This is a genomic window from Acinetobacter sp. A1, assembly GCF_012371315.1.
Taxonomy (GTDB): Bacteria; Pseudomonadota; Gammaproteobacteria; order Pseudomonadales; family Moraxellaceae; genus Acinetobacter.
On sequence record NZ_JAAZQY010000019.1, the window covers coordinates 1 to 16,905 of the forward strand.

15 protein-coding genes are annotated in these 16,905 nt (G+C 41.6%); 11 read left to right on the forward strand and 4 right to left on the reverse strand.

Going from position 1 to position 16,905, the window contains the following annotated elements; genetic code table 11:
* The first annotated feature begins 100 nt into the window (after nucleotides 1-100).
* Entirely contained in the window at nucleotides 101-766 is a 666-nt protein-coding gene (locus HHA41_RS08295) for a response regulator transcription factor (protein WP_168417991.1), read from the forward strand.
* A gap of 12 nt (nucleotides 767-778) precedes the next feature.
* Nucleotides 779-2,125, forward strand: coding sequence for an ATP-binding protein (locus HHA41_RS08300; protein ID WP_168417990.1), 1,347 nt, complete (start codon nucleotides 779-781; stop codon nucleotides 2,123-2,125).
* 115 nt (nucleotides 2,126-2,240) lie between these two features.
* Here HHA41_RS08300 and HHA41_RS08305 read toward each other — a convergent pair whose 3' ends face one another.
* The gene (locus HHA41_RS08305; RefSeq protein ID WP_168417989.1) at nucleotides 2,241-2,411 is read right to left on the reverse strand and encodes a hemin uptake protein HemP; all 171 of its coding nucleotides are present in this window, start codon (nucleotides 2,409-2,411) and stop codon (nucleotides 2,241-2,243) included.
* Nucleotides 2,412-2,547: 136 nt separating this feature from the next.
* Between HHA41_RS08305 and HHA41_RS08310 the strand changes: the two genes are divergently transcribed.
* Nucleotides 2,548-3,447 (forward strand): thiamine phosphate synthase, encoded by a 900-nt coding sequence (locus tag HHA41_RS08310; protein ID WP_168417988.1) that lies wholly within the window; start codon nucleotides 2,548-2,550, stop codon nucleotides 3,445-3,447.
* A 78-nt stretch (nucleotides 3,448-3,525) separates the two neighbouring features.
* Here HHA41_RS08310 and HHA41_RS08315 read toward each other — a convergent pair whose 3' ends face one another.
* The gene (locus tag HHA41_RS08315) at nucleotides 3,526-4,089 is read right to left on the reverse strand and encodes a tetratricopeptide repeat protein (RefSeq protein WP_168461320.1); all 564 of its coding nucleotides are present in this window, start codon (nucleotides 4,087-4,089) and stop codon (nucleotides 3,526-3,528) included.
* Between the two features lie 28 nt (nucleotides 4,090-4,117).
* Nucleotides 4,118-6,511 (reverse strand): penicillin-binding protein 1B, encoded by a 2,394-nt coding sequence (gene mrcB / locus HHA41_RS08320; protein ID WP_168461322.1) that lies wholly within the window; start codon nucleotides 6,509-6,511, stop codon nucleotides 4,118-4,120.
* A 180-nt stretch (nucleotides 6,512-6,691) separates the two neighbouring features.
* Between mrcB and HHA41_RS08325 the strand changes: the two genes are divergently transcribed.
* Complete coding sequence (locus HHA41_RS08325; RefSeq protein WP_236162403.1) at nucleotides 6,692-7,609, forward strand: NAD(+) kinase; 918 nt, start codon at nucleotides 6,692-6,694, stop codon at nucleotides 7,607-7,609.
* Nucleotides 7,609-7,878, forward strand: a complete 270-nt coding sequence (locus HHA41_RS08330; RefSeq protein WP_168417984.1) for a DUF1315 family protein — start codon at nucleotides 7,609-7,611, stop codon at nucleotides 7,876-7,878. The genes HHA41_RS08325 and HHA41_RS08330 overlap by 1 nt, the downstream gene beginning before the upstream one ends.
* Before the next feature lie 97 nt (nucleotides 7,879-7,975).
* On the opposite strand, the gene HHA41_RS08335 is transcribed toward HHA41_RS08330, so the two are convergent.
* The gene (locus HHA41_RS08335; RefSeq protein ID WP_168417983.1) at nucleotides 7,976-8,986 is read right to left on the reverse strand and encodes a glycosyl transferase family protein; all 1,011 of its coding nucleotides are present in this window, start codon (nucleotides 8,984-8,986) and stop codon (nucleotides 7,976-7,978) included.
* A 237-nt stretch (nucleotides 8,987-9,223) separates the two neighbouring features.
* Here HHA41_RS08335 and HHA41_RS08340 point away from each other — a divergent pair, with 237 nt between their 5' ends.
* The 6 genes from HHA41_RS08340 to yaaA all read left to right on the forward strand — a co-directional run bounded on the left by HHA41_RS08340 (nucleotide 9,224) and on the right by yaaA (nucleotide 16,834).
* Nucleotides 9,224-10,366 carry an acyl-CoA dehydrogenase family protein gene (locus HHA41_RS08340; protein ID WP_168417982.1) on the forward strand — a complete coding sequence of 381 codons (1,143 nt, stop codon included), beginning with the start codon at nucleotides 9,224-9,226 and terminating at the stop codon, nucleotides 10,364-10,366.
* 318 nt (nucleotides 10,367-10,684) lie between these two features.
* Nucleotides 10,685-11,794 (forward strand): prephenate dehydratase, encoded by a 1,110-nt coding sequence (gene pheA, locus HHA41_RS08345; RefSeq protein WP_168461323.1) that lies wholly within the window; start codon nucleotides 10,685-10,687, stop codon nucleotides 11,792-11,794.
* A gap of 72 nt (nucleotides 11,795-11,866) precedes the next feature.
* Nucleotides 11,867-12,958: a histidinol-phosphate transaminase gene (gene hisC / locus HHA41_RS08350; RefSeq protein WP_168461325.1), complete on the forward strand. Its 1,092-nt coding sequence runs from the start codon at nucleotides 11,867-11,869 to the stop codon at nucleotides 12,956-12,958.
* A gap of 3 nt (nucleotides 12,959-12,961) precedes the next feature.
* Nucleotides 12,962-15,208 carry a bifunctional prephenate dehydrogenase/3-phosphoshikimate 1-carboxyvinyltransferase gene (locus HHA41_RS08355; protein WP_168461326.1) on the forward strand — a complete coding sequence of 749 codons (2,247 nt, stop codon included), beginning with the start codon at nucleotides 12,962-12,964 and terminating at the stop codon, nucleotides 15,206-15,208.
* Nucleotides 15,209-15,345: 137 nt separating this feature from the next.
* Nucleotides 15,346-15,711 (forward strand): hypothetical protein, encoded by a 366-nt coding sequence (locus tag HHA41_RS08360; RefSeq protein WP_168461328.1) that lies wholly within the window; start codon nucleotides 15,346-15,348, stop codon nucleotides 15,709-15,711.
* A gap of 343 nt (nucleotides 15,712-16,054) precedes the next feature.
* Nucleotides 16,055-16,834, forward strand: coding sequence for a peroxide stress protein YaaA (gene yaaA / locus HHA41_RS08365; RefSeq protein ID WP_168417979.1), 780 nt, complete (start codon nucleotides 16,055-16,057; stop codon nucleotides 16,832-16,834).
* Nucleotides 16,835-16,905: the final 71 nt, after the last annotated feature.

The following is a 16,905-nucleotide window of genomic DNA, read 5'->3' on the forward strand; positions in this document are numbered from 1 at the left end:
TGACCGACTCAGGCTCTAGTTACACGCTTGGCAACAAGACATTAACAGAGTGCGAATTAGTCCTTGAGTATGTTTGATACATTTTAAGGAACAGGATGGCATGCGATTACTCTTGGCTGAAGATGATGTATCTCAAGCAGAAAGTATTAAAACTTGGTTAGAAATGGATGGCTATAACGTCGATTGGGTCGAGCGTGGTGATCATGCTATTTTAGCCATTCAGCAGCATCAATATGATTGTGTGTTGCTAGATCGTGGTTTGCCTAAACACAGTGGCGATGAAATTCTGCAAGCCTTAAGACAACAGCAACAAGATACTCCAGTCATTTTCATCACCGCACGAGATAGCATTCAAGATCGGGTGCAAGGACTTGATTTGGGTGCCAATGATTATTTGGTCAAGCCATTCAGTTTAGAAGAGTTATCGGCTCGGGTGCGCAGTCAGTTACGCAATGCACAAAGCCATCCAAGCCATGATTTGGTTTTTGCTAATTTGGTTCTAGACACACAAAGCAAACAGGTGAAAGTAGATGATCAGCCAGTGAATTTAACTGCCAAAGAGTTTCAGATTTTACATAAACTGATGCAAAACCCGCAGCATGTAGTGACTCGCGAGCAGTTAGAAGAATCTTTATATGCATGGGGCGATGAAATTGAAAGTAATGCGATTGAGGTTTTTATTTATCAGTTACGTAAAAAAATTGGCAGTACTCGTATTAAAACCATACGTGGTTTAGGCTATCGTATGCAGCAAGATACAACCTAAAGCTGATTAAGCATGTCACAACATACGGTTTCTTTACAGTCAAAACTGGTCAAAAGTTCAGTACTGAGTTCAGTCTTGGCGGGAAGCCTTGCCTTAATTTTACTGTTGGCAGTTGCAAGTTATCAGACCATGCAAGTGCATGATGAAATTATGGATGAAATTGCCGATATGCTGCTGCGGGCAGACTTGCGTGATCATGCAGGTAATCAAGTTGATGAATTAAGCGAACAATTTCATATTGGCTATCAATTAACTTTGGATGATCTGATTCTGACGACATCAGAAGATGAAGATGACCTTTCTCAGCTTAACTTGCCTCAGCTAGTTCAAACTTCGACAGATAGTTTTTCATTTCATTGGCACGATGCTCAAATTTGGCGAAGCTATATTGCGCAAGAAGATGGCTTACAGGTAATTGTTACGCAGCCGCTAAAGTATCGCTTCAAGGAAATTGCTGCTACTAGTTTGGGTTATGCCGCCATTTTATTGGTGTTATGGTTACTGCAATGGGCAATTGTACATTTTATGATTGGTCGCCAATTTAAGCGGATTCAGCAATTATCTCAACAAATTGCAGCTAAAAATCAGCACGATTTAAGTGCCATTGTGCCTAGCCAACCCGAATTGAAAGAACTGCAACCGATGGTGCAGCAACTGAATAAATTACTATCACGTGTGGAACAATCTTTAATTGCAGAACAGCGTTTTACGGCAGATGCGTCGCATGAATTACGTTCCCCCTTATCTGCCATTCAAATGCGTTTACAGGTATTGAAGCGTAAATATCAACAGCAACCTGAGCTTGCACTAGATCTAGAGCAAATTCAGCGTGATGTTAGCCGTGGTACACAAGTGTTGGAAAATTTGCTGTTACTGGCACGTTTAGACCCGACAGATGAACAGTCCTTAAACAAAAGTGCGGTATCTGTCCAAACCCTCATGGATGAGGTTCTACAAAGCCTGGCGCCGTTCATTCAGGAAAAAAATATGCATGTTCAGTTGGATATACAGCCCATACAGGTACTGGGCAATGCAGAATTATTATTTAGCTGCTTACGTAACTTGGTTGATAATGCAGTGCGCTATGCTGCGCCACAAGGGACGATTTGGATAAAGACCAAAACCCATGAATTTACGCAGGAAATTTGCATAGCCGATAATGGGCAAACCGTAACCAATGAAGTCTTGGCACGTTTGGGGGAGCGCTTTTATCGGGCTTTGGGCAGTAAAACTCAAGGTTCTGGTTTGGGGCTTTCCATTTGTAAAAAAATTATAGAATTACATGCAGGTAAAATTGAGTTTGCACGAGCCGAACAAGGTGGTTTGCAAGTGCGAATTGTACTGCCTAAAAATAATTAAAAGGCCTCGTTAGTTTTTAAAATTGATCTAAAAAATAAATCCTTCAGCGCAAAAAAGCAGTATGCGCTGATTCATACTGCTGTTCCCACGTTTATTGTTGTATTAGTTATTTTTGTTATTTTGTGAGAATAAGGCGATTGTTGCGGGTTAAACGCAAACGATACTCTTCGCCCGCATGCAGAATACGAATTTCACGTCCTAGCGCAAATAAGTTATTTGAATGTAACATAGGTAAGGCATGCTGAGTGTCGGAATGACCTGAAAAAAAGCGAAATGGGGCATTCATTGTTATACTCCGTGGTGTGTAAGAATTGTTTTAAATGATAATCATTATCATGTAAACCTGTCAACGAATTATTGTAGAATTTATAAAATCGGTAATGCCTACCGAAATATGCTGCATTACAGAAGGAATGAGATTCATGTTCAAGCCAACTATTCATGTGGCAATAGCCTTACTTTTTCACCAAAATAAAGTTTTGGTTGGATGGCGGGAAGCCAAACAGCATCAAGGCAATAAGCATGAATTTCCAGGTGGTAAAGTGGAAGCAGGTGAAAGCCCTGTAGCGGCTTGCCGTCGTGAGGTATTTGAAGAAGTAGGCATTGGACTTCAGCATTGGCATGACTTTGATGTGATTTGCCATGAATATGACGATGTGATTGTCAATTTACACATCTTTCATGCTGCAGTACCCACTGCTTTATTAAAGGATATTCAAGTGCCTTGGGCTTGGTTTAGCCGCTCACAGTTATTAGATTTGAATTTCCCTCAAGCCAACCGTGCAATTCTACAGCGGCTAGTTTGGCCAAAAGCTATTAAAATTAGTGAAGATTTAAGCCTTTTAAGCAGCTTACCAAAAGAAAAATTACTGTATTGGCGAGTCGAGCCAACAGCTGAGCAGAAAATGGAGTTGATCCAATACTGCGTTGAACAATTGGGGCAGGTGATTATTAATTTGGAATTATGGAAGCAGCTTAATCCGATGCAGCAGCAAGCAGTCGCTGCGATTCATCTTAAACAATCTCAACTGATGCAATTACAAAAAGGCGATTTAAAAGTTGGTCTGCGCTATATTGCAGCGTGCCATGATATTGTTTCGGCACAGCATGCACAGCAGATTGGCTGTGAAGCAATTTTACTTAGCCCCGTTCTACCAACGGCTACCCATACAGATGCAACTGCTTTAGGGTGGGAAAAATTCCAACAGATTACCGAACTTGTCGATATTCCCGTGTTTGCTTTGGGGGGCTTAACGCAGGATGATCTCGCCGTGGCAGAGCAACACCATGCCTATGGTATTGCGGGCGTGCGTTTTATTTGATCTTTTGATTCCCAAACAAAAAAATCGCTGATGTGGTCTAACTCAGCGATTTTCTAAATTTTGCTCATGCACTTGTCATTACAAATTCTTTAAAGCCTGTTGGGCTTGCGCTAGGCTTTTCGCATTATTTTGTTTTTGTGCAGCTTTTTGAATCACCAGCCACAATTGGCGCTTCATGGCATCACTTTGTGCATAAGTCAAACCGCGACGTGCCAACGCTTCGGCATTGGCGGGTTGGTTTTTTTGATTGGCGATTAAAGCCAAATATAAATAAGTTTCAGCCGCTTGTGGAGCAAGACGCTGTGCTTGTAAGGCTGCAGTTTCAGCCTGATTAAATTGCCCTTGTTTATACGCCGTTTGGGTTTGCTGCATTAACTTTTTAAAAGCAGGTAAACTGCGACCATCTTCTAACTTTTGTTGTACCTTCTGTTGTGGCACCACCACTTGCAGAGATTGACGTTTAATTTCTTCACGTTCATAAGGTCGAATGACCACACCCTCGGGTGTCGTCACCGTTTTAGGTTTTTCTGGTGTTGGCTGAGCAGGAGTTGATTCAGGCAGACTTTGACAGCCCACAATTAAACTCAGTGAACCGAGCAACAGTGCGCTGAAAAAAGTTTTACCTGTAAAATGTAATTTCATAAGACCCAATGACCTATATCCTCAAGTGTTAATTGATATAACTACCGCTAGAGATGACACGTCCTTCAGCATTGTCATCAAATTCAGATTCAGTTTCACGGATATAATTCTCGATACTGTCGTCCGTTTCAGGTGTAGCTTGGTGAGTTTCGGTATCGGGTTGGTAAATAGGCTCGACCTGATAATGTGGCATACCACATGCTGTTGCCTGTCGTGGTACATTGTTACGATTCACAGGAATATACATTGCACCTTCACAGCCTTGTGCAGATAGATGCCCAGAACTGCGGTCAATCCAGTGCCATTGAATTTGCTCGGTTTGACGTAAATTAACTGGCTTTTGACGCAATTGCTGCATCACATTGGCCCACACTGGCAGTGCACCCGATGAACCTGTTAATCCAGTGACTTTGTTGTCATCTAAACCTAACCAAACCACCGCTAAATAGTTGCCAGAATAACCTGCAAACCATGAGTCACGGGTATCATTGGTGGTGCCTGATTTGCCTGCCAATTTTAAATCGGTGGATAAGCTGTTATATGCCGAGCGACCAGTACCTGAGCTCATGACTTGCTGTAAGCCATAATTCAAAATATAGGCTGCCGATGGGTCAATGGTTTGTTGTACGGTTAAGCCGTAACGATCTAATAAACGCCCATTGGCATCGACCACTGAACGAATGGCTTTGGTCGGATATTTGAAGCCACCTGTGGCAAAGTTGCCGTATATATCCATGACTTGCATAGGTGATAAATCTACCGCACCCAAGAAAATAGATGGGTATTGTGGAACTGCATCACTCGGTACACCAAATTTGATCAGGTGATTGCGGAAAGTAGAGAGTCCAAACTCTTGACCCAAGCGCACTGCAGACAGGTTATAAGACTGAGAGAGCGCTTGAGACATAGACACAATACCATGATCACTGCCACTGTAATTACGTGGTGTCCAAGACTTACCATCAATTGGGATACTGATGTGGCTGTCTTCTACAGGGCTGGCCCAGTTATAACGCCCGGACTCAATAGCACTCAAATAAATCACAGGTTTGAGTAATGAACCAACCTGACGTTTGGCATCTAATGCACGGTTAAAGCCTGTGAAATCTTGAGTTGAACCCACAGCTGCCACCAATTCACCATTTTCAGGATGAGAAATCAGCACCGCACCTTGTAGGTCTTTTAATCGTTTTGGATTGATTTTGCTTAAACGCTCAACCGAAGCTTTAAACGCACTTTGCACATTGGTTTGGGCAATTGGATCAAGCGTGGTAAAAATCCGCAAACCTTGATTGGTCAAGTCACCTTCTTGGTATTCGGTACGCAATTGACGACGCACAATATCCAAAAAGTCTGGGAAGCGGGCAGGGCCTAAGGTTGGTTTTGCAATGACATTTAATGGACGTGCAGTTTCTTTTTCATATTGTTCTTGGTTTAAATAACCCATCACCAACATATTATTTAAAACAATGTCACGGCGTTTTTTTGCAGCTTCTGGGTTACGCCACGGATTATATAAAGAAGGGCCTTGTACCAAACCGACCAAAAAAGCTTGTTGTGAAATATTCAGTTCACGTAATGGCATCCCAAAATAGAATTGCGAAGCCAAGCCATAACCATTGATTGAATAGTTACCATTTTGGCCTAAATTTACTTCATTTAAATAGGCTTCTAAAATTTCATCTTTGTTGTAATGCAGCTCAATAAGCATAGCCATAAGTGCTTCATTGGCTTTACGTTTTAAAGTACGTTCTGGGCTTAAATAAAAGTTTTTCACCAACTGTTGGGTGAGTGTAGAACCACCCTGACGCTTTCCGCCAGTGACGTTGCTGACAATGGCACGTGCAGTACCACGAATTGAAACCCCGTGGTGTTGATAAAAATTACGATCTTCAGTGGCAATTAACGCTTCAATTAAAGGTTTTGGTACTTTATTGAGTTTAATCAGGACACGGTCTTCATTGTGCTGCGGATAAATCCCGCCAATCAGCATAGGTTCTAAGCGTGCAATACCTGTATTAGACGGTTTGGTGGCACTCACTTCGCTAATTTGGTTATTGGCAAAACTTACTTTTAGTACTTGTTCAGGTTCGACACTATCGCCAAAGTCAAAACCACGGGTATGCACAAATAAGGTATTGCCATCTGTGACATAACTGCCTGTTTTGGCGTAATTATCCGTATTTTTATAACCCAGCAGTTTTAGTTCTTGCGTAAAGTCAGTCTGACTCACAGGTGCATTGCTATACACTTCTAATGGGCGTGCAAATACCTTGGCTGGAATATCCCATCGTTGTCCCTCGAATTTGTCTCTGACAATATTATCTAGACGAATCAAGTAGATACTAAATGCAATAAACCCACCAATAACGATAATGCAAAATAGTAATGTAATTATGCCTATGCCACGCTCAGACTTCATAAATCGCGATAAGATCCTGATAAATTTTGCTAATCATGCGAAGCTTTTACTGAATTTGCAATAATTAATCTGTGACTGAACAGAAAATTACGTCATAAAATAGGCCGTAAAATGTAGTTTTAAAGTTTTTTTAAATCAATCGGGTTAGTGCTATTATAGGCATCGAATCGTAGCGGAGCGATATCGCAGGTGCAACTCTCACATAAGAACTTTCGGAACATTGGACTGATTGGTCGTCCAGACAAATATTCTGTCGTAGAAACTTTATGTCTGATCCATGATCATATTTTAGGCTTGGGCTTGCATCCCGTTTTTGATTCTGAAACTGCTGAACTTGTGCCTTATGCCAACACACAAACCGTTAGCCGTGCTTTATTGGGGGAAGTGGTTGATTTGGTGATTGTGGTGGGTGGCGATGGTTCATTACTGCATGCAGCACGGGCACTGGTCAAATACAATACGCCTGTGATTGGTGTGAACCGTGGTCGTTTAGGTTTCTTGACCGATATTAAACCGACTGAAGTTATTTTTAAATTAGATCAAGTGTTACAAGGTCACTTCCAGTCAGACCGTCGTTTTTTACTGGAAATGGAAGTGCGCTCTAAAGGCGAAATCATTTATGAAGCGATTGCTTTAAATGATGTGGTGCTGCATTCGGGCAAGTCTGTGCACATGATTGACTTTGAGCTGAACATTGATGGGCAGTATGTCTACCGTCAGCATAGTGATGGTCTAATTGTTTCAACCCCTACAGGTTCAACCGCTTATGCTTTGTCGGGTGGTGGGCCAATTGTACATCCAAGCATGGATGCAATTGCGTTGGTGCCTATGCATCCACATACGTTGTCTTCGCGTCCAATTGTGGTGGGCGGACACAGTGAAATTAAAATCCAGATTCGTGAAAACCGTGTGTTGCCAATGGTCAGTGCCGATGGTCAACATAGTGTTTCATTAAATGTTGGAGATAGTTTGCATATCCGCAAACATCCTTATAAATTGAATTTATTACATCCACCTGGTTATGACTTTTATATGGCATGTCGTACCAAGTTAGGATGGAACCAAGATTTTGAATCAATGCAACAGCAGGATGAATGATGAATATTGAACAAATGCTTGCCGTACTCGATCCTGAAATTGTTGGACGTTTAAAAACGGCAGTTGAAATTGGTAAATGGCCAAATGGCGTTGCTTTGACCAAGGAGCAACGTGAAATTTGCATGCAAGCGGTATATGCATGGGAAATGAAAAACCTGCCTGAAACCGAGCGCAGTGGCTATATTGACCGTGGCACTAAAGAAGAAGGCGAGCAATGTGATGACGATCATCACAAGCATGAGGAATTTAAACCTATTCGTTTTGTTTAAATCACGCCATGTAACTTTTAATTTAGAATTGAAAGCGCAAAAAGACACCTCTGAAGGTGTCTTTTTTATTGCCGTATTTTTAGCAAAGTTTTGGGTTTTAGTGATGGCGATTTTGCCAAAGCTGCTGTGCGGTTTGCATTGCTGCATCATAATCGTCACAAACGCCCATGGTGTATAAAGCAATGCCCATGGTTTCAGTCACTGCAATTTCACCATATTCATGCGGTTGCTGACCTAACCACACCGCTTTCAAAACAGCCAAATCTAGTTCTTCTTCTACAGGGCTGCGGCTATCGGTCAATTTAGGTAGTTCGTGCTCATATAAGGTGCCATTCTTAATACCACAAATTAAAGTTCTGGCATCTGGATTGCGTTCAAATTCACCACCTTCACCTTTAATGACCGCACTGTTTTGATAACCTAGCTGAAATGCCGCTTGTTGATGTGAACTGCGGTAAGCAGGATGGAAAATAGCCTGCATCGTGGCTTTGGCATTAAATGGATTGATCAGCCGAGCAAGGGTATGAATTGGCGAGCGCAAACCCATGACATTGCGTAAGTTGATAAGATCACTCAAAATGGGTGAAATGGCATGTAGCGGCAAATAGGCAAAATTGCGTTGTGCCAATTGCTCCTCAACTTGTAGGTCGTTTTCGCAAATGGGGAAACCTAAATATTGCAGTGCTTGTTCGGTATATAAGCGGTTAATGGTGTGCCCAGAAGCGCCATGCATGACTACTTTATAGCCATGCTTTGCCAAAGTCAGTGCCGCCAATAAAAACCACGGATAATGTTTGCGTTTACCTGCATAAGAAGACCAATCTAAATCGACGTGTAGTGGTTTAAATTGCAACTGATCACGAGTCGCTTGGACAAAGCCTGCCAATTCATCTACCGATTCTTCTTTTACACGCAGCAGCATTAAAAAAGCTCCCAATTGCACATCGAGCACTTCATTGCGCAAAATCATGCCAAAGGCTTGATAGGCTTCATCATAGGTTAGTGAACGTGCGCCTGTTTTGCCTTTACCAATAATACGGATAAATTGTGCAAAAGGATGTTCTGCATCTTTATAAATATTTCTTTTATTTGGGTTTGTATTTAGCATAAGCGGGTTCATACGTCTTTCATTTGAAATTTCACAATGACCTTAGTGTATAAACTTCGGCAACAGTTTGCAGCATTATTCACAGCGTTGGCTATAAGTTTAAGTGAGCATTTGCGCTGTGCATTAAAGTTTGACTGCAAAGTAATATAAGTGCGCACAATAATGCATGACAGCTAGGTTAAAAATGCATAGCATGGGATGGATTGAAAACAACAATTGAAAAACCAAGGATGTTATATGCTGGCTTATGATGCAGATTTAGAATTATTTAGAGATAACTTTCGCCGTTTTATGCAGGAACATATTGCACCGCATTATGCAACGTGGGAACGCGAAGGCATCATGCCGCGCAGTGTCTGGAATTTGCTCGGTGAAAATGGTTTTTTATGTATTGATGTGCCAGAAGAATATGGCGGTTATGGCGTGCCGACACATTATTCTTTAATGTTAGTCGAAGAATCAGCACGTGCAGGCTATAGCGCACTGTCTACAGGTATTTCTTGTCACTCTGAAATTGCTGCGCCGTATATTTTGCATATTGGTACAGAAGAGCAAAAACAATACTGGTTGCCACGCATGGTGTCGGGTGAGGTGGTTGGCGCAATTGGTATGACTGAACCAGGTGCAGGTTCTGACTTACAGGCCATGCGTACCAATGCCATTTTGCAAGATGAGTATTATGTTTTAAATGGCTCCAAGACATTTATTTCTAATGGTCAGCATGCAGACTTAGTGGTTCTCGCTGTAAAAACTGATCCACAAGCACGTGCCAAAGGTGTATCGCTGATGTTGGTCGATACGCATTTAGATGGCTTTAAAAAAGGAACCAATCTGGAAAAAATTGGTTTGCATTCACAAGACACGTCAGAGCTATTTTTTGACAATGTTAAAGTGCCAAAAAATCAATTGTTGGGTCAGGCAGGGCAAGGTTTTGCCTATTTAATGCAGGAATTGCCACGTGAGCGTACTGCTATTGCAGCGACAGCATTAGGCGCAATTCGCGGCTCGATTGATGTAACCACACAATATGTGCAAGAGCGTCAGGCTTTTGGACAAGCGATTGGACAGTTCCAGAACTCTCGCTTTGTATTGGCGCAGGCCAAAATTGATGAATTGGCAACAGCTGCTTTTTATAATCAAAACGTCGAATTGTATATGCAAGGCAAACTCGATGTAGAAACCGCAGCTGCGCTCAAAAGCTTTTCAACAGACATGCAAATGAAAATAGCCGATCAATTATTACAACTGTTCGGAGGCTATGGCTATATGACTGAGTATCCGATTTCACGTTTCTTTGTGGATGCGCGTATCCAGCGGATTTACGGTGGAACCAATGAAATTATGAAAGAAATTGTGGCACGTAGTTTATTAGGACGTTAAGTCGGAACATCTATTTTTGATATCAAGCCGAAAAATTTAAACGGAGAGTCAGCCCTGTGCTGGCTCTTTTTATATTCAGACTTAAAAGCAATCAGCTAATTGCTATTTACACTCAAACTAAGTTTGGAGCAGGTTAAAATAATCGGGCAAATAACTAAGTCAGTTATCACTTATACCCATCATGTATTTAAGAGATTGGTGATGCTTTGATCAACTGTATGTTTTTAAATCTGAAACACTGAAAGTTGTATTGCGCAACATTTGAAAGCTAACTATTGTTATACTATTTGCAAAATGTTTATGAAGGGCGACATAACAATGATCCAAGACGATCAGAACACAACGACTTCTCTTGATCTCGCTAAAATCCGTGAAGATATTGACTCTGTAGACCAACAGATTCAACAGCTGATTAACCGTCGGGCACGACTTGCAGAGGCGGTGGCGAAAGCAAAATTTGCAGCAGAAGAGAATCCGTTGTTTTACCGTCCTGAACGTGAAGCACAAGTTTTACGTAATGTTATGGAACGCAACGAAGGGCCGTTGTCTGATGTGACCATGGCACGTTTATTCCGTGAAATTATGTCGGCATGTTTGGCGCTAGAAGCGCCACAAAGTATTGCGTTCTTGGGTCCAATTGGCACTTATACACATTCTGCCGTACTTAAACATTTTGGTCAGGATGCGATAGTGCGTCCGCTTCCTACCATTGATGAAGTATTCCGTGAAGTGGAAGCAGGCAGTGCACACTATGGCTTAGTACCTGTCGAAAACTCATCTGAAGGTGTGGTAAACCACACGCTAGATTGTTTTAAATCTTCACCATTAAATGTCATTGGTGAGGTGGAGTTGCGTATTCATCACCAATTCCTTGTGTCTGAAAATACCCGCAAAGACAGCATTAAACAAATTTATGCACATCAGCAAACTTTAGCTCAATGCCGTAAGTGGTTAGATGTGCATTATCCGGGCGTTGAACGTGTAGCACTTAGCTCAAATGCAGAAGCAGCACGCCGTATTCGCAATGAATGGCATTCTGCTGCTATTGCTTCTGAAATTGCAGCTAGCATTTACGAACTCGAAACTTTGCATAGCAATATTGAAGATAACCCTGAAAATACCACACGTTTTTTGGTGATTGGTCGTGAGAAAGTTCCACAAAGTGGCAATGACAAAACTTCATTGTTAGTGTCTGCGCACGACCGTGCAGGTGCCTTGCTTGAAATTCTTGCACCATTTGCGAAGCACAATATTAGCCTGACCAGTATTGAAACCCGTCCTGCTTTACCTGAAAAATGGTCGTATGTGTTCTTTATTGATTTAGAAGGGCATGTCGATCAAGACAATGTACGTGCAGCGATTGAAGAAATTCGCCCATTGGTAAAAGAAATTCGTGTCTTGGGTTCATATCCTGCTGCAGTGCTATAACCGTATTTAATTTGTTGGTGTGCATTTCATGATGCGCACCACCTCCATCACCTAGTCTACTGGAAGTGTAAAATGTCGTTTGTCCCAGCCAATGAAGGTATCTCGAAGTTAAAGCCTTATCAACCAGGTAAACCAATCAGTGAACTTGAGCGTGAGCTAGGGATTACAGATATCGTCAAACTTGCATCGAATGAAAACCCATTGGGCTGTTCAGACAAAGTTAAAGAAGCTGTAGCGGCTGAAATTGCAGAAATTGGTCGCTATCCAGATGGTGGTGGTTTTATTTTAAAAGACCAAATTCAAAAACAGTTTGGTTTTGCACATGACCGAATTACTTTAGGTAATGGTTCAAATGACTTGCTTGAAATGTTTGCTCGTGCATTCGTTTCAGACAAAGATTCAGTTTTGTATAGTCAGCATGCTTTTGCAGTCTATGCCTTGGTAACGCAAGCGATTAATGCACAAGCCATTGAAGTACCTGCCAAAGGTTTTTCACATGACTTAGATGCAATGGCTGCAGCAATTCAAGACAACACTAAATTAATTTTTATTGCGAACCCAAATAATCCAACAGGTACTTGGTTTGAAGAGGCTGAATTTGAAGCCTTTATGCAAAAAGTTCCTGCACGGGTGATTGTGGTACTTGATGAAGCCTATGTGGAATATTTCCCAGAAAACTTCAACAGCCTGAAATTCCTTGAGCAATATCCGAACCTTATCGTGAGCCGCACCTTATCTAAATGTTATGGTTTGGCTGCATTGCGTGTTGGTTTTGCATTGGCATCGGCAGAAGTGACTGACTATTTAAACCGTATTCGTCAGCCATTTAACGTTAACCATTTGGCAATGGTGGCCGCAGTTGCTGCATTACAAGATGAAGATTTTATTGAAAAATCTCGTATTAGCAATAAAGCTGGTATGGCGCAATTAGAAGCAGGCTTTAAAGCATTGGGCTTAAATTATGTGCCTTCACGTGCTAACTTTATTTTGGTTGATGTAGAGGCTGATCCAGGTCAAACATTTAATGCTTTATTGAAAGAAGGCGTGATTGTTCGTCCTGTAGGTATTACAACGCATTTACGTGTTTCAATTGGTACAGAAGCAGAAAATGCCAAGTTCCTACGTGCATTAGCAAAAGTATTGGGCAAGGAAGCAAAGGCATAAAACATGGCGCAACCATTGTTTGAAAAAGTTGCATTTATCGGACTCGGGCTTATTGGCTCGAGTTTGGCACGTGTAATGCTGGCAGAAAATTTAACTCAGCATATTGTTGCTTCGACCCGCTCTGAAAAGACCTTACAGGATGCTTTAGAATTAGGGTTGATTGAACAAGGTTTTAATAATCCTGTAGAGGCCGTACAGGGTGCAGATTTGGTGGTGTTGGCATTGCCTGTACAAGCGACAGAAAAAGTCTTACGACAGATTCAGCCTTATTTGGCAGATCACGTGATTCTGACCGATGTTGGTAGCACCAAAGGTAGTGTAGTGGCTGCAGCCAAAGCCGTATTTGGTGATAACTTACCTGAAGGTTTTGTCCCTGGTCATCCAATAGCAGGGGCAGAACATACAGGTGTGCATGCAGGTAAGGTTGATCTATTTGCCAACCACAAAGTGATTTTGACTCCTTTACCTAGTAGTGCGTCATGGGCAGTCAGCAAACTGATTCAAATGTGGGAAAGCGCCAAAGCTGAAGTCATTTGCATGGATGTGGAAAAGCACGATGAAGTCTTGGCATATACCAGTCATCTTCCCCATTTAATGGCCTTTAATTTGGTCGAACAATTGGCAAATCGGGAAGATAATTTAGACATTTTCCGTTATGCTGCGGGAGGCTTTCGTGACTTCTCTCGTATTGCTGCCAGTGATCCGCAAATGTGGCATGACATTTTCTTTGCCAATAAAACTGCACTGTTAAAAGCGGTGGATGGCTTTGAAAGTCAACTTGAGATTATTCGCCAATTGATTGAACAAGAAGACTCGCATGCTTTAATGGGCTTGCTAGGACATGCGCAAGCGGCACGACAGCATTTTAACTACATGCTCGCCAAGAAACCTTTTATGGAGAACAATAACGTGACACAACAATTTACGATTTTGCCGGGTGCTAAGACTTTCCAAGGTAAATTTACCGTACCGGGTGACAAATCTGTGTCACATCGTTCAATTATGTTTGGTGCCATTGCTGAAGGCACTACGCATGTGACAGGTTTCCTTGAAGGTGAAGATGCTTTAGCGACTTTGCAAGCATTCCGTGATATGGGTGTAAGCATTGAAGGCCCTAAAAATGGTGAAGTCACTATTCATGGGGTGGGCATGCAAGGTTTAAAAGCACCTGCAGGCGCAATTTATATGGGCAACTCAGGCACCTCAATGCGCTTGTTAGCAGGTATGTTATCTGCGCAGCAGTTTGACTCTGTTATGACTGGTGATGCGTCATTGACCAAGCGACCAATGGAACGTATTGCAAAACCATTACGTGAAATGGGTGCTCAAATTCAAACGACGGGTGAACGTGGAACACCGCCTGTATCTATTACAGGTGCGCAAGCACTGAAAGGCATTCAATATGACTTGCCAATGGCATCTGCGCAAGTGAAGTCAGGTATTTTACTGGCAGGACTTTGGGCAGAAGGCGAAACGTCAGTGACTGAACCTGAACCAACCCGTGACCATACAGAGCGTATGTTGCGTGCATTTGGCTATGAAGTGAAAACAGAAGGCAACCGTATTTCATTGCAAGGTGGCGGTAAATTAGTTGGCACTAATATTCAAGTACCATCCGATATTTCCTCTGCTGCGTTCTTTATGGTGGGTGCTGCCATTACAGAAAATTCAGATGTCACCTTGGAAGCGGTGGGGATTAACCCAACCCGTACTGGTGTAATTGAAATTCTGAAACAAATGGGTGCGGACTTAAGTGTAGAAAATGAGCGCATTGCAGGCGGTGAACCTATTGCAGATATTCGTATTCGTGGTTCACGTACTTTAAAAGGTATTCATGTTCCTGAAGATCAAGTCCCTTTAGCAATTGATGAATTTCCAGCATTGTTCATTGCAGCAGCATGTGCCGAAGGTGAAACTGTACTGACAGGTGCTGCAGAATTGCGCGTGAAAGAATCTGACCGTATTCAAGTTATGGCAGATGGTTTAAAAACTATGGGTATTGACTGCACACCAACTGAAGATGGCATTATCATTCAGGGTAAAGGTAAAGCAGGCGACTGGTCACCAGTATTTACTGGCGGTGAAATTGAATCACATCATGACCACCGTATTGCCATGAGTTTCTCTATGGCAGGTTTGCGTACCTCAGGTGAAATTAAAATTGTCGGTACAGAAACTGTTGCGACCAGTTTCCCAACCTTTACTGAACTTGCTGGCGTGGCGGGTTTAAATATTCAAGTAACAGAATAAGCCAAAGTGATATAGGGGATGAGATGAAGCATCACAAACCCTATACTTTATGCTGAAACAGCCAAGCTTTTGCTTGGCTGTTTGCGTTTTATTGCTTATGCTAAACCCATACAAGAAAAAAGCCTTTGGGTCTGAGCATGCGCAAATTAAAATTTATGGCGAATTGTGAAAATAAACAAGAGTTACAAGATTGCACCTTGGCACAGAATTATGTTGCAAATTTACTTTCACAGAATTTATCCCAATATGGTTTTCAGACTTTGCCACAAAGCGGTGCGCAGGTGGCAGTGAGTGTAGATGAATACGCTTTACCATTGGCAGTAAACTGTCAAAGCCGTGATGAAGATGGGCATTTGGTTTGTGTAATTACCTCATACCCAAATGAAGAGCAAGACTGGCTAGAGCGTATTACTGAGCAAAGCTTGCTAAATCAATTGGCGCAAGCAGTAGAAAACACCCTGAAAGAAGATCATTCATTTAGCGAGTTTGAATGGAAAGGTTAAAACAATGTAGATGCAAATGAGTCATTTAAAATTTATACTTGATTTATAAATCAAAATTATTCATTTTTTAAATGATATGTCATCTAATTGACACATCCTAACCGTATATTGAGCAGCAAGAAAAATACAACATAACAACCTGATTTTAACCCGCTTAATTTGGGAGAGTTAAGTGGGTTTTTTATTGCCCAGAGAATAATAAAATTAAACATCGCCTAAGTTACAGCGACTTAAAAAATATTTTTAAGAAAACTTTTTCCGATGCAGTTAAGCAAAAACACACATTGGAGTTTGCCTTGTGCTGCTGCTATAGTGAGCTCTGTATTTTTTATTTAGGTGGTTTATGCTCGCTTTAATTTCTCCAGCCAAGACTTTAGATTACGAAACTGCATTACCTAGCGATGTATATACTCAACCTAGATTACTTGAACATTCACAAGAATTAATTGATGTGGCACGTAAACTATCAGCGACTGAAATTGCCAGTTTAATGAGCGTGAGTGAAAAAATTGCCACTTTGAATGTTGAGCGTTTTCGTGACTGGCAAGCAGAATTTGATCTTGCCAATGCGCGTCAAGCCATGTTTGCCTTTAAAGGGGATGTGTATACAGGTTTAGATGCCTATAGTCTGTCTCCTGCAGATATTGAGTTTGCCCAACAACATTTGCGTATGCTTTCGGGGCTATATGGTTTATTGCGTCCTTTAGATTTAATGATGCCGTACCGCTTGGAAATGGGCACTAAATTGCATAATGCACGTGGTGAAAATCTATATCATTTCTGGGGTGAGATTATCACCAATTTGATTAATCAAGATTTAACGCAAAGTCAGTCTGATCTATTGGTGAATTTGGCTTCAGATGAATACTATAAAGCCGTTCAGGAAACAAAAATTCAGGCTGAAATTATTAAGCCAGTATTTCTAGATCAGAAAAATGGCAAATACAAAGTCATTAGTTTTTATGCCAAAAAAGCCCGTGGTTTGATGGCGCGTTTTATCATCGAGAATAAATTAGAACGCGCAGAAGACTTAAAAGCATTCAATAGTGAAGGTTATTATTTCGATGCAGACAGCTCATTAAAAGGTGAACTGGTCTTTAAACGTGATGAACAGGCGGCCTAAACTGTCGGTTTAATTCTTAAAACTCCCATCATGGCTAAAGTTTAGCTGATGGGAGTGTTGATTCAATCTGC

Coding starts and splice junctions, on each gene's coding strand:
- HHA41_RS08295 (WP_168417991.1), top strand. CDS start 101: ATGCGATTACTCTTGGCTGAAGATGATGTATCTCAAGCAGAAAGTATT.
- HHA41_RS08300 (WP_168417990.1), top strand. CDS start 779: ATGTCACAACATACGGTTTCTTTACAGTCAAAACTGGTCAAAAGTTCA.
- HHA41_RS08305 (WP_168417989.1), bottom strand. CDS start 2,411: ATGAATGCCCCATTTCGCTTTTTTTCAGGTCATTCCGACACTCAGCAT.
- HHA41_RS08310 (WP_168417988.1), top strand. CDS start 2,548: ATGTTCAAGCCAACTATTCATGTGGCAATAGCCTTACTTTTTCACCAA.
- HHA41_RS08315 (WP_168461320.1), bottom strand. CDS start 4,089: ATGAAATTACATTTTACAGGTAAAACTTTTTTCAGCGCACTGTTGCTC.
- mrcB (WP_168461322.1), bottom strand. CDS start 6,511: ATGAAGTCTGAGCGTGGCATAGGCATAATTACATTACTATTTTGCATT.
- HHA41_RS08330 (WP_168417984.1), top strand. CDS start 7,609: ATGAATATTGAACAAATGCTTGCCGTACTCGATCCTGAAATTGTTGGA.
- HHA41_RS08335 (WP_168417983.1), bottom strand. CDS start 8,986: ATGCTAAATACAAACCCAAATAAAAGAAATATTTATAAAGATGCAGAA.
- HHA41_RS08340 (WP_168417982.1), top strand. CDS start 9,224: ATGCTGGCTTATGATGCAGATTTAGAATTATTTAGAGATAACTTTCGC.
- pheA (WP_168461323.1), top strand. CDS start 10,685: ATGATCCAAGACGATCAGAACACAACGACTTCTCTTGATCTCGCTAAA.
- hisC (WP_168461325.1), top strand. CDS start 11,867: ATGTCGTTTGTCCCAGCCAATGAAGGTATCTCGAAGTTAAAGCCTTAT.
- HHA41_RS08355 (WP_168461326.1), top strand. CDS start 12,962: ATGGCGCAACCATTGTTTGAAAAAGTTGCATTTATCGGACTCGGGCTT.
- HHA41_RS08360 (WP_168461328.1), top strand. CDS start 15,346: ATGCGCAAATTAAAATTTATGGCGAATTGTGAAAATAAACAAGAGTTA.
- yaaA (WP_168417979.1), top strand. CDS start 16,055: ATGCTCGCTTTAATTTCTCCAGCCAAGACTTTAGATTACGAAACTGCA.